Annotated in this window: 17 protein-coding genes; 14 read left to right on the top strand and 3 right to left on the bottom strand. The window is 40.9% G+C overall.

Translation table 11 applies throughout. From position 1 onward, the window contains the following. Nucleotides 1-72 precede the first annotated feature (72 nt). On the top strand, nucleotides 73-705 hold the full coding sequence (locus JFY49_RS09580; RefSeq protein WP_180041868.1) for a hypothetical protein: 633 nt from the start codon (nucleotides 73-75) through the stop codon (nucleotides 703-705). Between the two features lie 21 nt (nucleotides 706-726). Here the strand turns inward: JFY49_RS09580 and JFY49_RS09575 are convergent, their stop codons facing one another. After that, on the bottom strand, nucleotides 727-2,190 hold the full coding sequence (locus JFY49_RS09575; protein WP_180176523.1) for a CYTH and CHAD domain-containing protein: 1,464 nt from the start codon (nucleotides 2,188-2,190) through the stop codon (nucleotides 727-729). A gap of 183 nt (nucleotides 2,191-2,373) precedes the next feature. Next, nucleotides 2,374-3,834 carry an inorganic triphosphatase gene (locus JFY49_RS09570; protein ID WP_200222685.1) on the bottom strand — a complete coding sequence of 487 codons (1,461 nt, stop codon included), beginning with the start codon at nucleotides 3,832-3,834 and terminating at the stop codon, nucleotides 2,374-2,376. 273 nt (nucleotides 3,835-4,107) lie between these two features. Between JFY49_RS09570 and JFY49_RS09565 the strand changes: the two genes are divergently transcribed. From JFY49_RS09565 to JFY49_RS09525, 9 genes are all read left to right on the top strand, one after another. Next, nucleotides 4,108-4,491 carry a DUF962 domain-containing protein gene (locus JFY49_RS09565; RefSeq protein WP_166166573.1) on the top strand — a complete coding sequence of 128 codons (384 nt, stop codon included), beginning with the start codon at nucleotides 4,108-4,110 and terminating at the stop codon, nucleotides 4,489-4,491. A 663-nt stretch (nucleotides 4,492-5,154) separates the two neighbouring features. Then, nucleotides 5,155-5,775 carry a thiamine phosphate synthase gene (thiE, locus tag JFY49_RS09560; protein ID WP_200222684.1) on the top strand — a complete coding sequence of 207 codons (621 nt, stop codon included), beginning with the start codon at nucleotides 5,155-5,157 and terminating at the stop codon, nucleotides 5,773-5,775. Between the two features lie 43 nt (nucleotides 5,776-5,818). Next, nucleotides 5,819-7,126, top strand: coding sequence for a glutamate-1-semialdehyde 2,1-aminomutase (hemL, locus tag JFY49_RS09555; RefSeq protein ID WP_180041742.1), 1,308 nt, complete (start codon nucleotides 5,819-5,821; stop codon nucleotides 7,124-7,126). A gap of 66 nt (nucleotides 7,127-7,192) precedes the next feature. Next, on the top strand, nucleotides 7,193-7,612 hold the full coding sequence (locus tag JFY49_RS09550) for a GlcG/HbpS family heme-binding protein (protein WP_180041740.1): 420 nt from the start codon (nucleotides 7,193-7,195) through the stop codon (nucleotides 7,610-7,612). Further along, nucleotides 7,612-8,319, top strand: a complete 708-nt coding sequence (locus JFY49_RS09545; protein ID WP_200222683.1) for a phosphopantetheine-binding protein — start codon at nucleotides 7,612-7,614, stop codon at nucleotides 8,317-8,319. The genes JFY49_RS09550 and JFY49_RS09545 overlap by 1 nt, the downstream gene beginning before the upstream one ends. Nucleotides 8,320-8,451: 132 nt before the next feature. Continuing rightward, entirely contained in the window at nucleotides 8,452-9,096 is a 645-nt protein-coding gene (locus JFY49_RS09540) for an RluA family pseudouridine synthase (protein ID WP_180041736.1), read from the top strand. Nucleotides 9,097-9,239: 143 nt separating this feature from the next. Then, the gene (rapA, locus tag JFY49_RS09535) at nucleotides 9,240-12,077 is read left to right on the top strand and encodes an RNA polymerase-associated protein RapA (RefSeq protein ID WP_200222682.1); all 2,838 of its coding nucleotides are present in this window, start codon (nucleotides 9,240-9,242) and stop codon (nucleotides 12,075-12,077) included. Nucleotides 12,078-12,212: 135 nt separating this feature from the next. After that, nucleotides 12,213-12,479: a PAAR domain-containing protein gene (locus JFY49_RS09530; RefSeq protein WP_200222681.1), complete on the top strand. Its 267-nt coding sequence runs from the start codon at nucleotides 12,213-12,215 to the stop codon at nucleotides 12,477-12,479. Between the two features lie 133 nt (nucleotides 12,480-12,612). After that, nucleotides 12,613-13,512: an alpha/beta fold hydrolase gene (locus tag JFY49_RS09525; RefSeq protein ID WP_200224852.1), complete on the top strand. Its 900-nt coding sequence runs from the start codon at nucleotides 12,613-12,615 to the stop codon at nucleotides 13,510-13,512. A gap of 1 nt (nucleotide 13,513) precedes the next feature. On the opposite strand, the gene fabR is transcribed toward JFY49_RS09525, so the two are convergent. Further along, entirely contained in the window at nucleotides 13,514-14,209 is a 696-nt protein-coding gene (gene fabR / locus JFY49_RS09520) for an HTH-type transcriptional repressor FabR (RefSeq protein ID WP_086195526.1), read from the bottom strand. A 139-nt stretch (nucleotides 14,210-14,348) separates the two neighbouring features. Between fabR and JFY49_RS09515 the strand changes: the two genes are divergently transcribed. The 4 genes from JFY49_RS09515 to JFY49_RS09500 all read left to right on the top strand — a co-directional run bounded on the left by JFY49_RS09515 (nucleotide 14,349) and on the right by JFY49_RS09500 (nucleotide 18,047). Next, a complete protein-coding gene (locus JFY49_RS09515) occupies nucleotides 14,349-15,419 on the top strand; it encodes a ferredoxin reductase (RefSeq protein WP_131288166.1) in 1,071 nt (356 codons plus the stop codon). 14 nt (nucleotides 15,420-15,433) lie between these two features. After that, entirely contained in the window at nucleotides 15,434-16,528 is a 1,095-nt protein-coding gene (locus tag JFY49_RS09510) for a fatty acid desaturase family protein (RefSeq protein WP_086195524.1), read from the top strand. Between the two features lie 593 nt (nucleotides 16,529-17,121). Next, the gene (locus JFY49_RS09505) at nucleotides 17,122-17,604 is read left to right on the top strand and encodes a type IV pilin protein (RefSeq protein ID WP_200222680.1); all 483 of its coding nucleotides are present in this window, start codon (nucleotides 17,122-17,124) and stop codon (nucleotides 17,602-17,604) included. Next, nucleotides 17,598-18,047, top strand: a complete 450-nt coding sequence (locus JFY49_RS09500) for a Tfp pilus assembly protein FimT/FimU (protein ID WP_200222679.1) — start codon at nucleotides 17,598-17,600, stop codon at nucleotides 18,045-18,047. Before JFY49_RS09505 ends, JFY49_RS09500 begins: the two co-directional genes overlap by 7 nt. Nucleotides 18,048-19,047: the final 1,000 nt, after the last annotated feature.

Below are 19,047 nucleotides of genomic sequence, written 5' to 3'. Positions count from 1 at the left end.
AGGCAAAGCCTTGCAGAAACTAAACCTTTGGCTTAATCTAAAAATAGCCTAAGCATTAAAATGGATAATCCAATGCAAGATGCCATTGCTGTACAAAGTTTAAAAAGTGACATCGCCTTATTGCGTCAAAATATTTGGCCGCCTGCAAATCTGGCCAATGTTGAAGGCTTACCTATTTATTATGGTTCTAAAAAAGAAGTCGATGAATATTACCGGCAATGGATCGGGTTAATTGAACGAGCACAAGATCTATTCCAGCCTTTTATGCAAGATGAAACACTCGATGCGGTGCATTTACCCAGCCATTTGAATCTGCCGCTGTTCTATTTTCATGTTGACCGCATCCGAATTAATAAAACCCGCGCCAAAGAGTCGAAAACCTTTCGCGGTATTGCCAGCCTGGTGGATAAGTGTGGACAATATGAGCCTGCACAAATTCAAGCCATGAATGCCTGGTTAGAAAGTGATGATACCGCAGTTTTGGTGGCACATCGCGAATTTATCGACTTACGCACTTATGTGTTCCAGCATGGACAAAGTGAATATACTCGTACGCGGTTTTATGTAAATGGTATTGTACTGAGTACAGAGCCACATTTTGAGCTGGTAGATGCCCGTGACAAGCCGCGCAAACAGCGCAATGACAGTTATAGTGATCCACTGGCGGATAATGGAACCTGGAAAATATTTGGCAAATATCGCTAATATTAATTTTACATTTTCTACTTACCAGAAAGTATCGGTTTTAGAATAATAGTCTAAATGCTGCTGAGCCTGTTGCAGAACGTATTTTTTCTCACTGGCAATCCAGCCCAAGGCAAACCACGATTTTTGTTTACGTTTAACCATATTCTGAAACAGCGTTTCGGCCACCATCAAATCGTTATATTGTCCCAAACTTTCCTGGGCGGGTTTTAAATCTTTGAGATAGTGCTTTACATCTTGAACAGGATAAAGCGAAGCCACGAATTCTACACAATAACGCAAGCGTTTGACCCGTTTGCGGGTACGATGCCGGGAGGGAATATCCAGCTGTAAAAATTGATCGGCATCTTTGCAGATTTGTTGATGCATTTTTTGCAGTTTTTTGGCGATATCTTTTTTTAATCCGGATTTTTTCTGTTCTTTACATGGCTGATCGACAAAGCGCAGCAGATGCAGAATCAATTCTACAAAGTCTGAAGAACGTAATGATTCATCAATGGGAATGCCGGATTGTTCAGGCGTATTCGAAAGCTGAACAAAAGGGGCACCTGCCTGTTCGAGCTGAGGTAAAAGTCCTTCACTCAAGGCATCGCGATCACGGGTTGAACCCAGTTGGCGGAACAGATGAGTCAGCTGCTCTTGCCAGTCTGGATTGACATCTTTTGACCAGTCCTCAAAAACACGTAAGGCACTTCTTAAACGGCGAATGGCAACCCGAGTCTGGTGCACATGTTCGCTATCATACTGTCCGGAAGCGATGGTTGATGCATTCGGCAATAGGTGCTGCAAGGTATTATTGATGATCTGCTTTAAAGCTTGATCTGTTGAGTCCTGTGGATTCAGCTTGAGTGGGCTGGCAAATTGAGCAGCAGGATTTTTTAAACTCTGTGCCAGCAAATCGCCGCGTTGAGCTTTACTTCGCACATCTAGCCATAAATGATATCGCTGCACCCAGGGGTGAATAAATTTGATCAGGTCTTGTATGGAACCTTGTTTAAGCTCAAATTCAATTTCATAAATTGACACGCTCTGATCGTTATGTCGAATTTCGCCGCGATCCAGACTGACTTCAATTTTTGAACGGTTAAAATGAATCACATGCACCAGACGTTGAACGACTGTTTCATATTGCACAATCAGGTTTTTAACCTGTTTGCCCAAAGCATTTTGCAGCAATTGTTTTGCTTTCGGATCGGACTGGTACATCTTAAGGGCCAAGTCCGGAGGGGCATTTAGTTTGCCTAAATCGCTTTCCAGTTCAAAACGTTGTAAGGAATGATCGCTGGGCGCTTTTAAAGTTTGTATCCAGTGATCGTCTTCAAGACGTTGCCGTAATGAAATATTCTTTTCAGCCAAATGCCGTTCGGGCGTGTCATAGTATTTTGCGTATAAAGAAATCAAGCGAGCATTCTTGTTCAAGAAGAGCTGATAGAGCTTTTCTTGATCTGATGCGGGGATCTGAAATTTTAATTCTACTTCAAGCATGTTAAAACTCCTGACGCTTCATCATCCGATAGGGCCATGACTTTCATTGTAAGCCAGTATCAAAAAAAGAGTAGGGTTTTGCCAGAAAGTAGATCAAGCGTATGTCGCCCCACTCATTGGTGTGCATTAAAAGATCATGCCATACGCTTTGATTTGACTGGTTTAATTTTGTCGCTTTATTTGTTACTTAATAAATTTACGACTCACCAGGAATTGTTCTGTCGCTTCAAGCAGGTTTTGTGCATACACTTCCTGTTTTGCTGTCAGCCAACCCAACACAAACCAGTCACTGGCTTCCAGTTCAGTTTGCTGAATATACTCGGCAGAAGAGGCCAGAATCTGATATTCACTGGCTGCAAGTTGAGCATCATTCAAGGCTTTGCTGTATTTTTGCAAATTTTTGACATCATAAATCGAAGTTAGAATCGGGAAGCTAAATTTCAGTTCATGAATTTTAGTGGCTAACTGATCCAGACTTTCAAAATTGGCAATATCGGTATTTGCAAGATGCTCTTGGAGCTGTTTATATTGATTTTGCAGGGTATTTTGTGCAAACCATTTTAAGTCATGTCCTTGGAGCTTATCCTCGTGGTCCAGGCCAAACATTAATAATTCCAGATAATGATGTACATTTTGTGTGGAACGTACCAGATTGGCCAACTTTTCTTTGGCATACAAAATATCTTTGGCTAAATTCGATGCAGTATTGGGGTTCTGTAAAAATGCGCCTAAAGTTGACTGCATGTGTTGCAAATGCTGTAAATGATCAAACTGATGCTTAAATGCACCCAGCTGCACCGCCCATTTGTCGGAAACTGCCTCATTCCAGTCTTTAAATAACGACAGGGTCAAATGTAAATGATCCAGTGCAATTTGGGCTTGCTGAATATGTGTTTGCTCGGCAACACCTGCAGCAATAGCTGCGATATTTGGCAGTAAATGCTGTAACTGCTGGGCAATCAGCATGCGCAAGTTTTTATTGGCGGGGTCTTTTTTACTTAAATGAAATTCCTTGGCTAATTTTGCCGGACTGACGGGTTGCTGGATGGCCAAAAGATTGCCGATTTCGGCTTTACTGCGCACATCCAGCCAAAGGTGATATTTTTTCACCCATTCAAAGCTAAAGGTGAGAAGAGATTGGACTGAGCCCGACTTCAATTCAAACTCGACTTCATGTACTTCACTCTGGGCTGTTTCGGTACGCACTTCACCAACATCTAGACTGACTTCTATCTCGGTTTCTTCAAAATGAATGACGCGAAAGGTACGCTGTATATCAGTTTCAAACTGTAATTTAAGTTGATCCTGTGCCTCACCCAAAGCATTTTTCAGGATGTGTTGTGCTTCAGCATCCTGCTCATAAATAGATAAATCCAGCTGCGGGGCATGTTCCAGTTCACCCAGGTCATGATTATGCTCAAAACGATGTAAGTGGCTTTTCCCTGCAGCTTTTAAGGTTTGAATCCAGCGCGTGCCTTCGAGACGTTGTCTTAAGGCAACACCATGTTGTGAGAGTAAGCGTTCTGAGGTGTCGTAATATTTGGCTTTCAGTTGAATAATTTCAGATTTTTTAGGATCCAATGCTTTCAGTAAAGCATTACGTCTTGCTTCAGGAATTTGAAATTTTAATTCAACTTCAACCATGATTTTTCATCCTAATTTTTTGATGTGATGTCAGCAATGCAAACATTATCTATAGCTTACACATGCATTATGAAATCTGTTCTTTTATAGCGCCGGAAATAGCATTGTTCATTCTAAGCTGATGATTGTAGCGAAAATGATTTTTGATGTAAGACTTGACGAACGGATTCTTGACTGGTTGCTTTGCAAATGATCAAAAAAATGATAAAAGCGGACACTTTAATTTGGCTGAAATATGAGCTAACTTGAATCGAAATAGGCAGGACTATGACCATGAATACAACAATCCAGCTCAAATTTGAACATCATCCAGAACCGGAATTTCAGCTGCCGATTCAAAACTATCATGAATTCTATCGGTTTTATCTAACTGAGCATCGTAATATCATGAGTCGCCGTTTGCATATATTCGGCAGTAGTGTCGGGGCATGCCTATTAAGTCGTGCCATTGTAAAAAGAAAGCCAAAGTATCTTGTTTATGGATTATTGTTCGGCTATGCCAGTGCATGGGCAGGTCATTTCTGCTTTGAAAAAAACAAACCGGCCAGTTTTAAACAGCCGCTCTATAGTTTTATTTCAGATTGGCGCATGTTTTCTGATGTGTTGCGTGGGAATTTAAGTTTGAAAGATCGTTCCCTGGATAAAATTCCCAGTTAGTTAAAAAATCACTTTTATTATGTGAATAGTGTTGAAAAAATTTACCTAAAAATAAAATATTTGTAAATTTACGGAATGTAGACTTGCAATGGTAGAGTGAATATTCTATTAATAGAACAGGCATTGAATAAATTGATTTTTACTTCGAGCGTCCTAATTTTAAAGTTTTCCAAGCCTAGAGCGACCTTCTCTAGGCTTTTTTTATTTAAGGAAGGTTTTATTTAAGGAAGGGGAGATAAAAGCTAAAGTTTTTGAATCAAGATTAAAAAAATAGGGAATTAAAAATTTACAAAAAATGCTTTGTCAGAGTTGAAGATATTACCCAATTTTAGCGGAATAAAAATAGAAAGACTTCCTAATCCTTCATTCGCCTCCCCCAAGCGCATTTTATAATCAAGGATCAGGAAGTCTTTTCATTGCTTCAAGTTTTTGTTTTTATAATTATTATTTATTGTCATTTTGTGGTTTATTTAATCGTTTAATCTTCAGATGATCTATCCCTGAAAATAGGTATTTTCACACTATTTAACTCAAAGTTGCTACCGTTTAAGTTTTCTAATTTTTGATATTCATCTGCTGTAATTTTAAGGAATTAAGACAGTTCCGCTGAATCTTGTCCCTGATATGCCTATAATAAGGCAGTTTTAGTTTTGGCAGTTTGTTATGCGCGGTTTATATCTGATCACCAATGATGATCCTTTAGAACTTTTATTGGCTAAGCTTGAAGGTGCAATGGCCAATGGCGGTATTTCAGTATTGCAATACCGTCGTAAAAAAGTCGCCAAAGAAGATCAATTTTATGAAATTGAGTACATGAAAGCCATGTGTGCTGAATATCGCGTACCTTTCGTGATTAATGACGATCTTGAAACTGCGGTTAAATATGGTGTAGGTGTGCATCTGGGCCAGGATGATGGCTCGATTCAGGAAGCGGTTGTACGTTTGCCAGAAGGTGTCCTGATTGGTCGCAGCTGTAACAATTCTCTGGAATTGGCAGAACAGGCGATTGCTGATGGCGCAAATTATGTGGCGTTTGGTGCAATTTATGCGACTGATACTAAGCCTGAGGCCGGGAACATTGGTTTGGAAACATTGAAACAAGCCAAAACGCAACTAAATGTGCCGATCTGCGCCATTGGCGGGTTAACCGTTGAAAATTCAAAGATCGTGGTTGAATCTGGTGCAGATTATTGTGCAGTGATTAGTGATATATTAGGTCGTCCTATGCATGCCATTCCTGAGCGTCTTGATGAATGGTCTGCACTTTTTCAAGACAACCTTTAATAATATAGATTTAGATTGATTTAATTTTGAGTTGAGTAAATTCATGAGCCTATCTCCAAAGCAAGAACAATTGTTTAAACAAGCCAGCAAACATATTCCGGGTGGGGTGAATTCACCGGTACGTGCGTTTAATGGGGTGGGTGGTACGCCTGTATTTATTGAAAAAGCTAAGGGTGCCTATTTATACGATGTCGATGGTAAACGCTATGTGGACTATGTTGGTTCATGGGGACCGATGATTTTAGGCCATGCCCATCCTGACATCATTAAAGCCGTACAAGAGGCTGCTGTTGATGGCTTAAGCTTTGGTGCACCAACAGTACATGAAACCACGCTTGCAGATATTATTTGCGAGATCATGCCGTCGATTGAACTGGTTCGGATGACCAACTCAGGTACGGAAGCAACCATGACAGCGATTCGTTTGGCACGTGGTTATACAGGCCGCGACAAAATTGTAAAATTTGAAGGCTGTTACCATGGTCATTCAGATTCACTTCTGGTTAAAGCCGGTTCAGGTATGTTGACCAGTGGCGAAGGTGAAGCGACTTCAGCCGGTGTGCCTGCTGATTTTGCCAAGCATACGCTGACGCTTCCATACAATGACATCGCGACTTTAAAAGAATGCTTTGCTAAATTTGGTCATGAAATTGCCGGTGTGATTGTTGAACCGGTTGCAGGGAACATGAACCTGGTGAAACCGATTGATGGTTTCCTACAGGCAATTCGTGATGTATGTGATGAGCATGGTTCGGTCTTCATCATTGATGAGGTGATGACCGGTTTCCGTGTCGGTCTAGGCGGTGCACAGGCACATTATGGCGTAACACCTGATTTGACCACTTTGGGTAAAATTATTGGTGCAGGCCTGCCAGTCGGTGCGTTTGGTGGTAAACGTGAAGTGATGGAGTGCATCGCACCACTGGGTAAAGTCTATCAAGCAGGGACATTGTCAGGTAATCCACTCGCGATGCGTGCCGGTATTGAAATGTTTAAACATTTACGTGCCGAAGGTTTTTATGAAAAATTAACTGCGCAACTCGAAAAACTCCTTGCCGGTTTACAAGCTGCTGCGGATGAAGCAGATATTCCATTCAAGACTCAACAAGTGGGCGGGATGTTCGGTTTGTACTTTACTGACCAAGAAGACATTACCAGTTTTGATTCCATGTTGAAATGTGATGTGAATGCATTTCGTAAATTCTTCCATGGTATGTTGCAGCGTGGGGTGAATTTTGCACCATCTGCATTTGAAGCTGGCTTTATTTCAGCAGCACACAGTGATGAAGATATTGAATTTACTATTCAAGCTGCGAAAGAAACCTTTGCTGAAATGAAAGCATCCGCTTAATTTTGAGCATGTAAATGAAGCCCGTTTTATAGCGGGCTTTTTTATAAAGAATTTTTGAGAGCGAATATGAAAACCAAACATTATTTGACTTTAAGCGATGCGGAATTTTTACTAAATTCAGCTTATGAATATGCACTTGAACATGATTTTAATGTCAGTATCGCCATTGTAGATGAAACGGGTAATTTGCTTGCGATGAAACGTATGGATGGGGCATCACCTATGACAGCCAATTTATGTCTAGAAAAAGCCAAATGCTCGGCAATGAGCCGCCGTCCATCCAAGCTATTTGAAGATATTATCAAAGGCGGTCAAATGGGCTTTCTGACTATGGAAACGTTCTCGGGCATGTTAGAAGGTGGTGAGCCGATTCTGTATCAAGGGCAGTTGGTCGGAGCGATGGGGGTGTCAGGTGTGAAGTCGTTTGAAGATGCGGAGATTGCACAGGTAGCGATTGAGAAGTTTTTAGCGCAGGTTGAGGCTTAATGTTTTATCCATTACCCAAAAAGATCCAACTCACCCCCTCCCAAGCCAAATGGCAGCTTTCAGCAACTGAATCGGTTTTAGTGTTGGTGGGATTGCACAACCTAAGGATGATGGCAGGCATACAAGACAGCGACCTCATGACCCATCTTGTTCAGATCACTAATAAAGCCAAAGCTTTAGATATTCCGATTGTTGATTTGTATGGTGATGACCTGATGCAGGGCATGCAGCAACTCGGTGAATATGCATCATCGCATCCACAACTGATTTTTGCCGGGCAGGTCACGCCGATGCTCAAGCAAATATTGCCGCATCTACAAAGTGTCACCGAGCAAATCTGTGTAGTAGACGATGCGATTTTATTGTCGAATCAATACCAGCATATTCAATGGATTGATAACATTTCGATACACGGCTTGCATCATATGAATAGCTATAGTTTGACTAGATTATGGGATTTAAGTGCGCCATCCAATTATGTGCTTTCCCCCAAGGGAATTATGCTTGCGGTTGCAGAGCAACTGAACATGGATGCTCTGGAAATTGATCCTGATCTTGATCTGAAACAGTACGGTTTGGATTCTGTTGCTATTGTCACTTTAGTGGGGATTTGGCGAGCGCATGGGGCAAACATTACTTATGAAGATGTCCTAAAACACAATTCACTACATGCGCTGGTCAGCTTTGTATTGCAATCAGCACGTTGATAACACGGGATTGAAATAATTTTTGAGCAAAATCGGAAAAACCGTCACCAATTCGAATATTGTGCATTGTAATTCTGCGCCAAGCTTTCTATCATTGCCGCCTTGTTTGCGCGATCAGCCTGGGATTGAACATTGAGTAATTTTCTAACCGAACATCTGATACATCGTGATGAAGATTTTATGGTCATCCATAAACCTGCAGGTGTACTCACCGTTCCTGGCAAAACCGAAGATTTACAAGATTGCGTGATCAACCGATTATTAGAAATAGAACCCAAAACACTACTGATTCACCGCCTGGATCGTGATACTTCAGGTATTCTGGTGTTTGGCCTGAGCAGATGGGGGCAAAAAACCATTTCCCGCCAGTTTCAGGAACGTCAAACCGACAAAACCTATCAGGCGCTTGTAGCAGGGCATCTTGAAGGGGAAGGCACGGTTGATGTACCTGTCGTCTATGACCCTGAACATCCACCATTACATATTGCCGATCCAAATCATAACAAGCCTGCACTGACCCATTGGCAGGCCATCGAACATTTTGAAATTCAGGGACAGGCGGTGACGAGGGTCAAACTTAGCCCGATTACCGGCCGTTCCCATCAGCTACGCGTGCATATGCAATATCTGGGTCATCCTATTATTGGTGATACTTTATATGCCACTCCTGAGCAGCAACTGATGATGCCGCGTCTGTGCCTGCATGCTGAAAACTTAAGTTTTTATCATCCGCAAACAGAACAGCTGATGGAGTTTTATGCTCCAGTTCCTTTTTAAAGTAAAAACTTTTTAATCCTCATAGATTTTGCGCACTTTTTAGTGGGCTTTATGTCAAAATATATTGCTTAAAGACCTGGTTTTTTGCTCAAATACCAAGCAGATTTTGGGCTTGAAATTAGTGTCCTCATTTTTAGATAAAGGTGGAAAAATTGCATCAGTTTGCTATTGGTCAGCGTTGGTTATCAGATACGGAAACAGAACTCGGTTTAGGGGTTCTTATAGATGTAGATGAAAGATCGGTTAGCATCTTATTCCCAAAAAGTGATGAAACACGTGTCTATGCACGTAACAATGCACCTTTATCACGTATTGTGTTCAATGTGAAGGATGAACTGCAGGATCAGGAAGGCACCCAATGGACAGTTGAGTCTTTGGAAGACCGTCATGGTGTGGTGCGCTATAACGTCGTGCGTAATCTGGAAGATGGCTCAGAAGAACGTAAGTCACTCAATGAAACCCGTATCGGTGCGACCATCCAGCTGTCTAAACCGCTTGACCGTTTACTGGCCAGTCAGGTCGACTATAAAGAATGGTATGACCTGCGTATTGAAGCTTTACTGATGCAAGCCAATATGAAGAACAGTCCTCTGCGCGGCATGGTCGGTGCGCGTGTAGGCCTGATTCCGCACCAGCTTTATATTGCCCATGAAGTGGGACAGCGTTTTGCACCGCGTGTCTTACTTGCGGACGAAGTCGGTTTGGGTAAAACCATTGAAGCGGGCCTGATTATTCATCAGCAACTCAAAACATCGCGTTCTGAACGTATCCTGATTCTCGTGCCAGATTCACTGCAATATCAGTGGATGATTGAAATGCGCCGCCGTTTTAATCTGGAATTTTCACTGTTCGATTTGACCCGTACCGCATCCATCAAGGAACATGATCCTGATCTAAACCCATTCCTGACCGAGCAGCGCATCATTGCTTCTGTTGATTTGATGGTGGATCACGAGGATTTACGTGAACAGGCTTTAGAAGCTGGTTTTGATCTTCTGGTGGTGGATGAAGCTCATCACCTGATGTGGAGTGAAGAAGAAGGCGGTAATGACCGTTACGATTTGGTTGAAGAGCTGGCGGAAAAAACCCCGGGTGTGTTACTGCTTACAGCAACACCTGAACAGTTAGGTGTAGAAAGCCATTTTGCCCGTTTACGTCTGCTTGATCCACAACGTTTCAGTTCACTTGATCGCTTCCTTGATGAAGAAGAGCAGTATCATCAGACTGCAAAAATTGCTGAAGTGCTGATGTCAGACCTGCCTTTGGAAGAAGGGCATTTAAAAGCGATTGAAGGTTTATTGGGTCATAGCATTCAGGATGAGCCGGAACAGCGTTTCCGTGCTATTCATGAATTGTTAGACCGTCATGGTACCGGTCGTATCTTATTCCGTAATACCCGTGAAGCGATTCAGGGTTTCCCGGGTCGTGACTGTCAACCGGCACCTTTACCAGCACCTGCAAACTGGTCAAAAAACGGTAAACTACGTGAACAGATGTGGCCGGAAGAAGCACAGCTCGATGGCGCATGGATGGAACATGATCCACGCGTGATGTGGCTGATGGAAAAGCTGCGTACTGATCTTAAACACAAAAAAGTCTTGCTGATTGCGCGTAGTGGTCCTGTAGTGGAAGCACTGGAAAATGTACTGCGTTTACATGCCGGTATCCGTACTGCGATGTTCCATGAAGGCATGAGCCTGCTTGAGCGTGATCAGGCAGCAGCTTATTTCGCTGAAGAGTCTTATGGGGCACAAATTCTATTGTGTTCTGAAATCGGTTCAGAAGGGCGTAACTTCCAGTTTGCCTCTGACTTGATCCTGTTTGACTTGCCGGCAAATCCAGATGTTTTGGAACAGCGTATTGGTCGTTTGGACCGTATTGGTCAGGAAAACCGGATTCAGATTCATGTGCCTTATTTAGTGGGCACTGCACAGGAACGTATGTTCCGCTGGTACAACGAAGGTTTAAATATCTTCAGCAATATTTCACCAACGGCACAAACCTTGCAAGAAAACTTCATCGTGAAGTTAAAAGACTGTTTATTGGCAGACCTAGGCCAGCAGTTTGAAGATTTGCTGGAAGAAGTCAGTGTTCAGCGTGAAGCGCTGGAAGCTGAATTGCAGGAAGGCCGTGACCGTCTGCTGGAATATAACTCTTGCCGACCAATCGTGGCACAGGAAATTGTGCAGGCGCTTGAAGATTATGACGACAACACCACTTTGCCGATGTTCATGAAACGCTTCATGGCGTCGACCAATATCGATTTTGATGAGCAAAGTAACGGTACGGTGATCATCAAGCCGACTGATCAAATGCAGGTTCAAGGCTTATCTTTGGATGAAGAAGGCATGACTGCGACTTTCTATCGTGATCAGGCACAGGTTCGTGAAGATGCCCAGTATTTAACTCTTGAGCATCCATTCACTGAAAGTGTGATGGAAATGATCAATACTCAATCTTTTGGTAGTACCAACGTTGCGGTATTAAAATCAGCAGCCTTGCCACAGGGTTCGGTATTGATGGAAGTCTGGTTCAAGGTGGATGTGGTTGCACCGAAGGCATTGAACCTGCCATCCAGCTTGCCACAACAGTTGATTCGTGTATTGCTCAGTGAAAAAGGTCAGGATCTCTCTGAAAAGATTGCTCCGGAAATCCTGAAACCTTATTTACATCACCTAGATGGCAATAGCTGCCGTCAAGTGGTGAAAGCACGCCGTGAAGTGATTGAGCAGCGTTATGCACAAGCCTTGGATATTGCCAAAACTGCATTGCCAAACTTCAAGCAGCAGGCAAAAGAAGTTTATGGCAATAAATGGCAATATGAAATTGACCGTTTAACTTACCTGAAGCAATTCAACCCAAGTATCCGTGAAGATGAAATTTCACGTTTACAGAAATTCCAGAAAGAAGGCTTAAGCTTGTTGGATGGCTTATCTGTCACACCGGAAGCCATTCAGGTGATGGTCGTGGTTAAACCATAATTTGGAATTGAAACAAAAAGCACCTGCGGGTGCTTTTTGTTTAAGATGAAGGCGTTCTGACTCATCTAGATTAAAATTCAACTCATGCTAAAATAAGAAAATAATTTTTATAAAGAAAGTATAAGAAGAATAACAATGGCAAAGTCTTTAGTTACCCTCGGTTCTACCACCTCGCACGGCGGTATGGTTTCAGAATGTGATCCTTCTTTTAGCATAAATGGAATCGCTGTGCATTTGCATGGCATGAAGCATTATTGTCCGAAATGCCAAACTGTTGTGTCCGCGATTGCTGCTGAACAGTCAACTATTGTGAAAGGACGTGGGGTGGTGATTGCAGGTGATAAGACAACTTGTGGAGCGACTTTTTTAGGTAGTCAGTTTCTGGTAGTTTCGAGAAAATAAACAGCAGCAGTCAAATCATTTGTTGTACAGAATTTTGTAATTAAGCTATCTGACTTGCAAGTCAGGGAGTTAAGCATTTAGTGATTTCATCCAGGCCTGCTTTTGCTTAAGCTATCGCACTACTACGGGAACAATTTTAACAAGAGTAGCTTGTACGGCAGATGAATTATTCAGAAAAAATGCGATTCATTTTACTCATGCCAATGGTATTCCTTCGGCTAGTTATCAGAAGTTTTTTCGCTCTTTTGAAGAAGAATTTGATATTAAAGCTATTCCAGTGATTGGAATGAGTCCTGAATATCCCGTCACTTATACATGGACACATCTGGTGGATCAGGTGATTGCAGACATTGAACAGCAGTTTCCAAACCAGCAGGTGATTGGCTTGGGTCACTCATTTGGTTCTTTGCTCACTTTAATGGCGGCCTATAAACGCCCTGATCTGTTCTCACAACTGGTGATTATGGATCCACCTTTTGTGATCGGCAGCAAGTCAGCTATTTTTGAAGGCTTGCAAAAGCTCAGGTTAAAAGCCGTGGATAAAATCACGCCTGCAGCGATTACACTTAAACGCAAAGATCATTGGCGCAGTTTTGATGAAGCATATACATCTTTACGCAATAACCGGCTGTTCAAAAATTTTGCTCAGCAGTGTTTTGATGATTATTTTGCTCATGCTATTACAGAAGATCAAAGCAGAGGAGGCGTGACCTTAACTATTCCTAAAGCCATTGAAGCAGAAATTTTCAGAACCGTTCCAGCCTGGTGGTGGCGTACACCACGTCAAGCACCGCAAATGCCTGTGCATTTAATTACGGCAGAACAGAGTCACTTTTATAAACAGGGCTTGCCGCAAGGAATGAAAAAAATCTATGGAATTGAGTTTAGTGTGGTTGAAGGCGGACATATGTTTCCTTTAGAGCAACCTGAAAGCATATCCCAATCAGTGAAGAAAATTATTTCAGCACAGCAAAATATTGAATGCATAGTGAAGAATCCATATGTGTATTCTTCACGAACAATAAAATTATAAATTACCGGATTTTCGCTTCATCCAGATGGCGGGCACCTTCTAGAATCATCCGAATCATGATCATGGTTTGTTCGGCAATTTCCTTACGTTCCTTAGCAGAAATATCAATCACTGTTGCACCCATATTAAATACCAGCTGGGTAATGGCTTTTGCGGCGATATCGGGGTGAGAAAGCCTGTTGTTATTGAGGCGTTCCAGGCGAATGAGATCTTCCTGTAATTCTTGCTGGAAATAATTTAACTGGCGTTCAACTGCTAATTTATATGAAGCGGAGCCGGTATAGGCTTCACGCAGCAATAAACTTAAATTGCCTTCATCTGCATCTAACTGTTCAATAAAAACTTCGACTGAACTGCGAATAATGCTGTTTTGCTTGGAGGCCTTTAAGCGCGCTTGGTGCAAAATTTGACGCAATACAATCCCGGCACGATCAATCAGCTCAATCGCAAGTTCATCTATATCTCTGAAATGCCGATAAAAACTGTTGGGCGCAATGCCGGCTTCACGCGCAACTTCACGTAGGCTCAAGGAAGAAATGCTTTTTTGCGGTCCAATTAAGTTCAATGCAGCTTGAAACAGCTCTTCTTTGGTAATGGTTGCTTTTCGTCCTACAGTACGGACGGTCACCGGTTCATGAACAACATTCTGTTTATCAACAGGAGCATCAATATTTTTTTTGATTGAAGACGGGTTCATATTTTTCAAGGGATTAGAGATACGAAAACATTATAACGGTTGCATTGCAACTTGGGAAATGAATAGAAACAATACAAATATATATACAAGTATATATACATGTGTATAATAATTAAAAATCGATCGCGTGGTACTGACTATGCATGTTGTAGAAAAAATGAAAAAATCTCCCCTAAGTTCACTTGCTGAAAGTGTAATTGACCAGTACGCAGCTGATTTCTGGTTGCAAAAAATCAATCCCCTTTGGTCAGTCAATCAGGCCTTGGGTAAAATTGTCCAAAAAGAAAATTCTGCGCAAAATATGATGAGTTTAACCATTCAGGTGAACCGTCATTTTAAAATGGGGCAAGCAGGGCAGCACCATCCGGTTTTTGTGGAAGTCAACGGTGTTCGCTATGAACGTAGCTATAGTCTGACGCAGCTTGATACTCAACATGTCTTATTAACAGTTAAAAAAGTTGATCAGGGCAAAGTCAGTTCCTGGCTGGTTGAACATGCTCAAGTTGGCGATATTCTTGAATTTGGTCAGCCTTATGGGGACATGCTGTTACCAGAACAGGCTCAACCGATGATATTGCTTGCGGCGGGTAGTGGTATTACCCCAATGCTAAGTTTACTCAAAGCACTCTCTAAAACAGATCGCATGACTCAAGCACCGATCCAGCTGTTGTATTGGGTTAAGCAATATGCTGATGTTGCTTTTAAAGCACGTTTTGAACAACTTGCAGAACAATATCCGAATTTTTCTTTTCAGGTTTTTTATACTCAGGAAGAAGATGCGGGCAAACGCTTAAACCAGGACCATTTGGCTTTGGTAAATAATATTGAAAATAGTCTGGTGTATGCTTGCGGTCCATCCGGATTTGTTGCACAGGCTGAACAGCTGTTTGCAAATGCACAGAGTTTCAAAAGTGAAGCTTTCAGTATGACCCCGGTTGAAAATTCGGATATTGGCTTTGTTAACATAACCTTATTGAAATCCAATAAAGTACTAGTCATCCCTAAAGGTCAGTCTATTCTGAGCAGTCTGGAACAACAAAATATTAAACCTACTCATGGTTGTCGCATGGGCATTTGTCATAAATGTGTGTGTAATAAAGTTGAAGGTTCAACGAAAGATCTAGTGAATGGTAGTCAAAATTCCGAACCTGGTAATTTATTAAAAATCTGTGTCAATTCAGCACAGTCTGACCTTGTCATTGATTTATAAGTGAGATAAATATCATGAATATGCCTGTTAAAATAGAATATTTTAAAAATCCGAAAAATGGTGAGCTCACACAATCTCAATTAGATGATTTGGCTCGTGAACTGGATGCGATTAAACAAGAAGTGCTTGATGATATCGGCGAAAAAGATGCGAAATATATCCGCCGTGTTTATTCAACCATTCGTTACGCTTCAATTGCTGGACGTGCCTGCTTGTTTGCAGGTTGGTTCCCGCCAGCATGGGTATTAGGTACCGGTTTACTGGGTTTTGCTAAAATCATGGAAAATATGGAACTCGGTCATAATGTCATGCATGGTCAATATGACTGGATGAATGACCCTAAATTCTATGGTCCAACGTTTGAGTGGGATATTGTCGGGACAGCAGATAACTGGCGCCAAACCCATAATTATAAGCACCATACCTATACCAATATTAAAGGAATGGATGATGATATCGGTTATGGTTTACTTCGTCTGTTTCCTGAGCAGCGCTGGAAACCTGGCTATCTTTTACAACCAATTTACAGCATTCCATTTTGTCTGCTGTTCCAGTGGGGTGTAGCCATCCAGAATCTTGAAATTGGTAAGGTTTGGAAAGGACGTAAATCTAAGGAACAGGCTAAAAAAGAATGGCAACCGATGCAGAAAAAAATCGGCAAGCAATTATTTAAAGATTATGTATTCTTCCCGTTGATTGCCGGTCCAGCAGCTTTACCTGTATTTACAGGTAACCTTGTGGCAAATGGTATCCGTAATATCTGGACATTCAGTATTATTTTCTGTGGTCATTTTACTAAAGATGTGGAAGTGTTCCCGAAATCGGTACTAGAAAATGAAAGTCGCGGACATTGGTATATGCGCCAGATTCGTGGCTCATCAAACTTGACAGGTTCAGAAGCATTCCATATTTTGACTGGTCACTTAAGTCATCAAATCGAGCATCACTTATATCCAGATATTCCGGCGCGCCGTTATCGTAAAATGGCGCCTAAAGTTCAGGCAGTTTGTGAAAAATATGGTTTAAATTACAATAATGCCAGCTTGGTTAAACAGTATGGCAGTGTGCTTAAACGTATCGTTAAATATGCGTTTCCATTCAAGAAGTAAATAAAATTTAAATAGATGGGAAGATTATTTAAGTTGTGAAAGCGATTTGAACTGAGATAAGACGCGATTTTCTCATCTAGCCAAACTCTTAACTAAAAGTGACTTTGAAAGAGTCACTTTTTATATTTGAGGAATAGGTCAAACATTTAATTCATACAGTAGACTGTTTCAAAAAATACTTTTTTAATTTATTGTAAAATTTTGTTTAATTTTTTTTCAAAAAAACATGAAATTTATTATTTTGAGCATATTTGCTATTGTTAATATTTAAAAATTAAAGTTAATAAAAAAAATCTTTTATACACATCTTGTTATAAAAATACTTGCAAACTATTTAGCTAAAGAATTTATATATTTTTTATACATTTTTTTCATCCTATTGAAAAATAAAGTAAAATCATTAATTCAACATATTTTGTAAAAGCTAAATATAAGTAATTATTTACTATTAAATACCATTTAAAATAATAATCATTATTGTTACTATTAATAAAAAATGTTTGTAAAATAAAAAATGAGCATTTCTACAAATTAAACCTTAATTGCTTTATGGTATTTTTACAGATAGTTACAGACTGTAAGAGATTAATAAAATGTATATAAATAGAAAGAATATTCATCAATCTACGCAGGTCGGTTTTACACTTATCGAATTAATGGTCACTGTTGCAATTATTGCGATTCTTGCAGCAATTGCATTACCGGCTTATGGGAACTATATCAAAAAAGCAAGAGCTAATAATGCTGGGTCTGATTTAGTCACGTTAAGCTTGATGATGGAAAATGCTTATCAGAAAGCATTAAAGTATCCAATGAATCCTGCTACAGCAACGACTACTGCTACGACTACGACTGCTGATACTAAAACTTATATCAGTAATCAGACTGGTATCACCTGGACACCTGCAGAAGCTGCTAATTTTAATTACACAATGAGTATAACACCCACTACTTATACACTTACTGCTACGGGTATAAGTGGTACACAGAGTAACGGCTGTACCTTAACGCTTACAAATACTAATACAAGAGGTATGCCAAGTACGACGGGCTGTGGTGGTTTAACCTCATGGTAAGGGCTTACAAAGGGGTAACCCTAATTGAATTGGTTATTGTGATTGCTATTTTGGGAATTTCAGCAGCTTCATTAATTCCCTTGGGAGCGTCATGGGTAGCCAAAACCCAGGTTGAGAAAACCCAAAAATTGCTGGTTGAGGCTTATAACAAAGCCACCACAGAGGCAATAAAAAATCCAAATGGCAAGCTGCAAACAGATACTAATCCAATGGTTGCAAAACTTACGGTAACGAATGGTAGCAGTGGTGCAGAAGGTGTCATTAACGTTAAAGCATCCGATGACAGCACTGTTTTATGGAGTACAAAATATCCTGCGGCTGTCTCAATGCTGGGCAAGGTAACGGTATTGTTTCAGGTAATGGTAGTAATTCTTATACAGCAGAGGATTTTTTTGATCAAACTGGTTTTACAGTACAGGCTTACCAGCCAACAACTTTTTTAACTGCTGAGGAAGTACGTCCTTATGCAAATTATATTTTTTATGCCGATGGCACTTGCGCTAAAAATAATCTTTATAGTGTCAATACTGCAGGTACTGCAGCAACTATTACTGCGGAAACAACACCAGCAATGACTATTACTATCGGATCAACATCTGTAGCTTGCAACAGTATTCCTGGTATTACGACCAGTGGCAGTGGAAGTAGTAAAGCATGGACAATTGATGCGGGTAATTCATTATTACCGGTAGGAGTGCTATGGTTCCAGGGTACAGTTACTATTGAATTAACTGATACTCGTGATTTAGTTAACACGATCATTGCAACCGGTATTATTAATGTTTCTAGTGAGAATGGGGGTAGTACCAATAAGGCTTATGCGCCCAACCATTACAATTTGGAAGCCGAAACCAACCTTAATACAAAAAAAGCCAGAATATGTGGTTCAAGCTCAACTGGCATACCGACACAATATTGCGATACGACGGGTACGCTTAAGGCACTGGATACAGAACTGGCCAAAATTGCAAATATTTTATTTTTAAGTAATAGCGACATAAATTTTAAAGTAAAGAATAAAAAAACTATGAGCCTTTATGGAAATATTATGGGTTCAGGTGGAGCGGGTGGTACAGGATTTTCTTCTGGTAAATTTACTGGTACAGGGGAGGTTAATGTAAAGGGTAATTTATCCTTTACGGGAACGGGTATAACTGCAACGAATGGTAATGTTAACGTAACATTAAATAGTGGGAACAGTAGTGGGAATGTTACACCTAGTAAAAAAGTAATGATTTTATCTAGTTTCCGTTATATGTAAGGCTTTATGGGGTGACTTAAACGGATTCAACAAACAAGTATGACAGCATAAAAACCAGCCTAACCTCACTGGGTGCATCCCAGCCCAGTGATTTTTTAAGGAGATTATTTAGAGCGGATTTATAATAGCCCCAGCATTAGAAAGTCATCGCAGCTCACAGAGCGATTTTCTTCTCGTCCATA

The organism is Acinetobacter sp. CS-2, from assembly GCF_016599715.1.
Lineage (GTDB): Bacteria > Pseudomonadota > Gammaproteobacteria > Pseudomonadales > Moraxellaceae > Acinetobacter.
This window is presented reverse-complemented; position numbering and strand designations above follow the sequence as displayed.

What these genes read in the sequence shown, in the direction of transcription:
- JFY49_RS09575 (WP_180176523.1), bottom strand. Translation starts at nt 2,190, where the DNA reads ATGCTTGAAGTAGAATTAAAATTTCAGATCCCCGCATCAGATCAAGAA.
- JFY49_RS09580 (WP_180041868.1), top strand. Translation starts at nt 73, where the DNA reads ATGCAAGATGCCATTGCTGTACAAAGTTTAAAAAGTGACATCGCCTTA.
- thiE (WP_200222684.1), top strand. Translation starts at nt 5,155, where the DNA reads ATGCGCGGTTTATATCTGATCACCAATGATGATCCTTTAGAACTTTTA.
- fabR (WP_086195526.1), bottom strand. Translation starts at nt 14,209, where the DNA reads ATGAACCCGTCTTCAATCAAAAAAAATATTGATGCTCCTGTTGATAAA.
- JFY49_RS09545 (WP_200222683.1), top strand. Translation starts at nt 7,612, where the DNA reads ATGTTTTATCCATTACCCAAAAAGATCCAACTCACCCCCTCCCAAGCC.
- JFY49_RS09515 (WP_131288166.1), top strand. Translation starts at nt 14,349, where the DNA reads ATGCATGTTGTAGAAAAAATGAAAAAATCTCCCCTAAGTTCACTTGCT.
- JFY49_RS09550 (WP_180041740.1), top strand. Translation starts at nt 7,193, where the DNA reads ATGAAAACCAAACATTATTTGACTTTAAGCGATGCGGAATTTTTACTA.
- JFY49_RS09500 (WP_200222679.1), top strand. Translation starts at nt 17,598, where the DNA reads ATGGTAAGGGCTTACAAAGGGGTAACCCTAATTGAATTGGTTATTGTG.
- JFY49_RS09510 (WP_086195524.1), top strand. Translation starts at nt 15,434, where the DNA reads ATGAATATGCCTGTTAAAATAGAATATTTTAAAAATCCGAAAAATGGT.
- JFY49_RS09565 (WP_166166573.1), top strand. Translation starts at nt 4,108, where the DNA reads ATGAATACAACAATCCAGCTCAAATTTGAACATCATCCAGAACCGGAA.
- JFY49_RS09530 (WP_200222681.1), top strand. Translation starts at nt 12,213, where the DNA reads ATGGCAAAGTCTTTAGTTACCCTCGGTTCTACCACCTCGCACGGCGGT.
- JFY49_RS09570 (WP_200222685.1), bottom strand. Translation starts at nt 3,834, where the DNA reads ATGGTTGAAGTTGAATTAAAATTTCAAATTCCTGAAGCAAGACGTAAT.
- hemL (WP_180041742.1), top strand. Translation starts at nt 5,819, where the DNA reads ATGAGCCTATCTCCAAAGCAAGAACAATTGTTTAAACAAGCCAGCAAA.
- JFY49_RS09505 (WP_200222680.1), top strand. Translation starts at nt 17,122, where the DNA reads ATGTATATAAATAGAAAGAATATTCATCAATCTACGCAGGTCGGTTTT.